Here is a 1,059-nt window from a genome sequence, read left to right as displayed (position 1 = left end):
AGCTGCTGGCGGGCGAGCCGCAGCGCGATGCTCGCCTCGGCCGCGGCGGTGCGTGCCGCGATCAGATCCTGTTCGGGCGACACGCGCTCGGCAAACAGCCGCTGCTCGCGCGCATAGTTGGATTGCGCCAGTGCGAGCCGTGCCCGCGCTGCTTCAACCTCACCCTTGAGCGAGGCCGCCTCGCGGCTCTCGATCACCGCCAGCGTTTCGCCGCGCCGAACGGGCTGGCCGAGATTGCGGTTGAGCGCCACGACGCGCCCGGCGATCGATGCCGATACGACCTGCGTGCCCTCGGGGCTGCCCTTGACGGTGGCGGGAAGCTCGATCGCGCCGCCATTGGCACCAACCGTCGGGCGCACGATCTCGATACCGGCCGTCCTGATCTGGTCGAGCGTGAGCTTGACCGTGTCGGCCTTCTCGCCGGCTTCGCCCTTTTCCGCCGCTTCCGATTTTTCTCCGGCTTCCTCCTTGGCGGCATGCCCTCCGCATCCGCCAAGCAGCGCCGCCAGGAGGAGCGGCGCTACCGCCCGGTGAAAGGGAAAGCTCATCGGATCAGTCCTTGGCAGAGGCGGTCAGCCGGTCGAGCTGGGCCTGGGCGACGTGGAAGGCGGCCAGCGCGTCGACGGCGGCGGCACGCGTTTCGGCGAGCGTGCGCTCGGCTTCGAGCAGATCGAGCTGTCCGAACTTGCCTTCGCGATAGCCGATACGGGCGATACGGGCTGCCTCCTGCGCCGCCGCCAACGAAGGTCCAGCGGCGGTGCGGGCGGCGTCGGCGGCATTGGCAAGCTCGGCGTCGGCCTGCTCGATCGCCTGCGAATTGTCGAGTTCGGCGGCGCGTCGCAGCGCCTCGGCGCGATCGCGTTCGGCACTCGCCTGCGCGACTGCCGCCGAGCCATTGTTGAACAAGGGAAGCGGCACCGACACGCCGAACACCGCCGCCACATCGTTGTTGATGGGCAGGCGGCGCAGACCGACACTGGCCGTCACGTCGGGAATACGCTGCGAGCGTGCGAGGCGAACCTGCGCCTCCGCCGTCTTCTGGTCGGCTCGCGCCGCGGC

2 protein-coding genes are annotated in these 1,059 nt (G+C 70.1%); both read right to left on the bottom strand.

Annotated features, from left to right (window positions below):
• Positions 1-548, bottom strand: a 548-nt coding sequence (locus BHQ40_RS24770) for an efflux RND transporter periplasmic adaptor subunit (RefSeq protein WP_139139489.1), incomplete at its 3' end; no start/stop codon positions are given.
• A gap of 4 nt (positions 549-552) precedes the next feature.
• Positions 553-1,059 (bottom strand): TolC family protein (locus BHQ40_RS24765; protein WP_139139488.1); only part of this gene is annotated, 507 nt, incomplete at its 5' end.

It is taken from the genome of Sphingobium phenoxybenzoativorans (assembly GCF_001757355.1).
In the GTDB taxonomy this organism is placed as follows: Bacteria; Pseudomonadota; Alphaproteobacteria; order Sphingomonadales; family Sphingomonadaceae; genus Sphingobium; species Sphingobium phenoxybenzoativorans.
Note: the sequence above shows the minus strand (reverse complement) of the source record. Positions and strands in the feature narration are given on the sequence as shown.